The organism is Stenotrophomonas sp. 05L44_2, assembly GCF_056665995.1.
The window spans coordinates 1-3792 of the sequence record NZ_JBFTNR010000516.1; the positions used below are offsets into that span (position 1 = coordinate 1).

The following is a 3792-nucleotide window of genomic DNA, read 5'->3' on the forward strand; positions in this document are numbered from 1 at the left end:
GTGCGGACCGTTGGTCCGCACCCTCCTGTTCAATCAGAACCGGTAGCGCGCGCCCAGCGAAACGAACTGCCCGCGCAGGTTGTACTGGCTGATGTCGAAGCCGTTGGAACCGCCGGCCGGATCGAACGGCGGGTCCTTGTCGGTCAGGTTCAGCACAGACAGCGACAGCGTGGTCTTCGGAATGCCTTCATAGGCCACGTACAGGTCCAGCTGGTGGTACGGCTTGACCCGATCGCGCAGGCCCGGATTGCTGGTGGCCGTGGCTACGCGCTGGTCATAGCCGCTCACGTACTGCAGGCTCAGCGTGCTGCTCCAGTCGCCCACCGCCCAGTTCAACGAAGTGGTGCCGCGGGTGCGTGGCAGCGCGCCATGGCGGTTGTTGCCGGCGCCGTCATAGGGCGCCTGGCCGGCCACCAGCGGCTGCTTGAAGCTGAGCAGGTGGGTCCAGCTGCCAGCCAGGGTGAAGTTGCCCCAGCCGTCGGTGCGGAAGGTACGGTTGGCTTCCAGGTCGATGCCCGAGGTGGTCAGCTCGCCTTGGTTGGCGTACTGGTTGGTGATGATCTGGATGCGGCCCTGCGCATCGCGCTGCACGCGACCGGGGAACAGGCCCGGGTTGTCGACGATGAACTGCGCGCTGTCCGGCTTGACCAGGTTGTCCTGTTCGATGCGGTACCAGTCCAGGCCGATGCTGGAATCGGCATCGGGTGACCACACGGCGCCGACGTTGAGGTTGCGCGAGCGCTCGGCCTTCAGGTCCGGATTGCCGGTGCGCAGGTTGGTCACGCCGCGGCTGCCGCCGGGCTGCAGCGGATCGAACGGGTCGACCACCGAGCCGTAGCTGATGGTCTGCCCCGGTGCGATCTCCGGCAGCGACGGTGCACGGAAACCACGCGAGAACGAGCCACGCAGCAGCAGGCTGTCCAGCGGTTGCCAGCGCAGCGCGAACTTCGGCGAGAATGCCTTGCCGAAGTCATCGTAGTGGTCACCGCGGCCCGCCACCYGCAGCTCCAGCGTGCGATGCAGCGGCACGCTGAACTCGGCATAGGCGGCACTGACCTGGCGCTCGCCGTCGACGATGTTGATCGCCGGGCGCAGTTCGGTACCGGACAGCACCTGCGCGCTGGTGCGCGCGTCCAGCGATTCCTTGCGGAATTCCGCGCCCCAGGCGAAGCCGATCGCACCCGCCGGCAGTTCCCACAACGAGGTCGATGCCTTGACGTTGAGCGAGTGCAGCTTGTACCAGCCCGGGCGCTTGGTCTGCAGGCGCAGATCGTCCAGTGCGCCCGGCGTGCTGGACGGATCGAGGAAGTTGTAGCTGCCGTCGCGCAGGATCTGCTGGAAGGCGTAGCGGTCAACGAAGTTGTCCACGTACTCGCGCTGCGCACTCTGCGAGGTCAGTGCGGCCACTTCCCAGTCCCAGCGTTCACCGGTGCCACGCACGCCGGCCAGGGCGCGGTAGAACACCTGGGTATTGTCCTTCAGGCGCGGGCCGAGATCGAAGAAGGTGTACTCGAACGGCAGTGGCGTGCTGCCCGGATTGTTCGGATGGCCGACCGGCAGGACAGCGGCGATATCGGTCAGCGTACCGGTGGCGGGATTGTAGGCACGCAGGCCCGGGCCGACCGTCAGCGGGGCGCTGAAGATCTGGTCGGCCTTGTTGTGGCTGTACAGCACGTCGGCGAAGGCTTCGACGCTGTCACTGAAGCGATAGGTCGCGCTCAACGATGCCTGCAGGCGCTCGGCGCCGGGCTGCAGGGTCTTGAACGGCTGCGCGTTGAAGGCGCAGGCCTGGCCGGGCAGGGTGCTGCCGAAGTCGCTGTAGGGACGCAGCTCGCTGCCCTCGGGGCAGGGCGAGAACGGCTGCGGTGCGCGCGGATTGGACAGCCAGTTGCCACCGGCGGTGGACCAGCCGGCGAGGCGGCCACCGGGCTTGTCGCGGAAATCGCCGTCGCGGGTGTACGCGCGCTGGTCGGCGTCGAGGCGGTCGCGCTTGAGCAGGTCCAGCCCGAACAGCACGTTCCAGCCTTGCTGCTCGAGGTCACCGAAGCCGGCCAGCAGGTTGGCCTTGCGCTCGTTCAGGCCGCCCTGGGTGGCGGTGCCGAAACCACCGCCGACTTCCACGCCCTGGAAGTCGCGACGCAGGATGATGTTGATGACGCCGGCGATGGCGTCCGAGCCGTACACCGCCGAGGCGCCATCCTTCAGCACTTCGATGCGCTCGACCGCGCTGATCGGCAGCGCATTGAGGTCGACGAAGGTGTCCTGGGTGTTGAGCGCGAAACCGAAGTTGGCCACGCGGTAGCCGTTGACCAGTACCAGCGTGTTCTTCGGTGACAGCCCGCGCAGGCCGATCGAGGCCGATCCCGCAGCGAAGCTGCCGGTGTACTGCTCGTCGAAACTGTTGCCGGCGTTGGCCGACAGGTTGCGCAGCACGTCGGTAAGGGTGGAGCGGCCGGTCTGCAGGATCTGCTCGCGGGTGACGACCTGCACCGGGTTGGGGCCGGCGGTGTCGCTGCGCTTGATGTTCGAGCCGGTCACCAGCACGGTGCCGAGGGTGGTGCTGTCCTTGCCGGTGTCGGCGGTTTCAGCGGCGCTGGCGGTGCCAGCGACGAGGACCAGCGCGACCGCGCTGGAAAGCAGGGTGGTGCGATACATGGAAGCGACTACGCCAAACGGTGGAGGAGCCGCCAGTACCGCACGCGGGTGAGTGCGCCTTCCAATGACGAAAGCGCATTCAGTTATACATCACAGGTTCTTAACGAAAGTCGGCGGCCTTGGTGGGGCAGACCATCTCGGTGGGTGCGGACCGTTGGTCCGCACGCTCCTGCAGGGTCAGAGCCCTTCCCTTTCGGAAAGGGATCCGACCCCGTGGGCATCAGGCGCGCAGCAGCACCTTGCCATTGCGGCCCGAACCGGCGCCGGCTTTCGCCGCCTGGGCGATGTCGTCCAATGCGAAGATCTGCTCCACCGGCAGGGTCAGTTCACCCCCGGCCGCACGCTTCAGCAGTTCACCCACCAACCGCCGCTTGTCTTCCACCGCGCAGGTCGACCAGGTCGCCGCTGGCATCGCCACCGATGGAATCGACTGCAGCAGCGGCCTGCGCTTGCCCGGTGGCTTCGCGCACGCGGTCCTTCCAGCCGTCCACCGAGGTATCGAACACGTGATCGATGCCCAGTGCCTGCAGTTGCGCCACGGCCTCGGCATTGCGCACCAGGTTGGCCACGTGCACGCCGCGCGCCTTTGCGAGCATCGCCAGCGATTTGCCGACGGCACCGTTGGCGGTGTTCTGCACGATCCACTGGCCCTGCTCGACGTGCAGGAATTCCAGCAGCATCAACGCGCTCAGCGGCATGGCGATCAGCTGTGCGGCCATTTCATCGGCGATCGCGTCCGGCATCGGGATCACCATCCGCGCCGGTGCGATGAACGCTTCGGCCCAGGTGCCGTGCACCGAGGCGGCGGCAACCCGCTGGCCGATCTGCAGGCCGTCGACGCCTTCGCCGAGCGCATCGACCACGCCCAGTGCTTCGCTGCCGCCGATCGCCGGCAGCGTCGGCTTGTAGCCATACAGGCCACGCACGGTCAGCAGATCGTGGTTGTGGATCGAGGCCAGCACGGTGCGGATGCGTACTTCGCCGGGACCGGGTTCGGGCAGGGGGGCATCGGCAACGGCGAGGACCTGGGCTGGATCGCCGAAGGAGGAGTACAGGGCAGCGCGCATGGGCGGTGTTCCAATGRAAGTTGAAGTTGTACCGAACTGGGGATGCGCTCAGCGTCGACAAGGCCGCGCA

General features: G+C 67.1%; 1 protein-coding gene and 1 pseudogene. Both read right to left on the reverse strand.

Annotated features, from left to right (window positions below; genetic code table 11):
- Window positions 1-33: 33 nt before the first annotated feature.
- Window positions 34-2655 carry a TonB-dependent receptor gene (locus tag AC1VAN_RS16695; RefSeq protein WP_480986237.1) on the reverse strand — a complete coding sequence of 874 codons (2622 nt, stop codon included), beginning with the start codon at window positions 2653-2655 and terminating at the stop codon, window positions 34-36.
- A 220-nt stretch (window positions 2656-2875) separates the two neighbouring features.
- Window positions 2876-3722: pseudogene (locus tag AC1VAN_RS16700) on the reverse strand (zinc-binding dehydrogenase).
- Window positions 3723-3792: the final 70 nt, after the last annotated feature.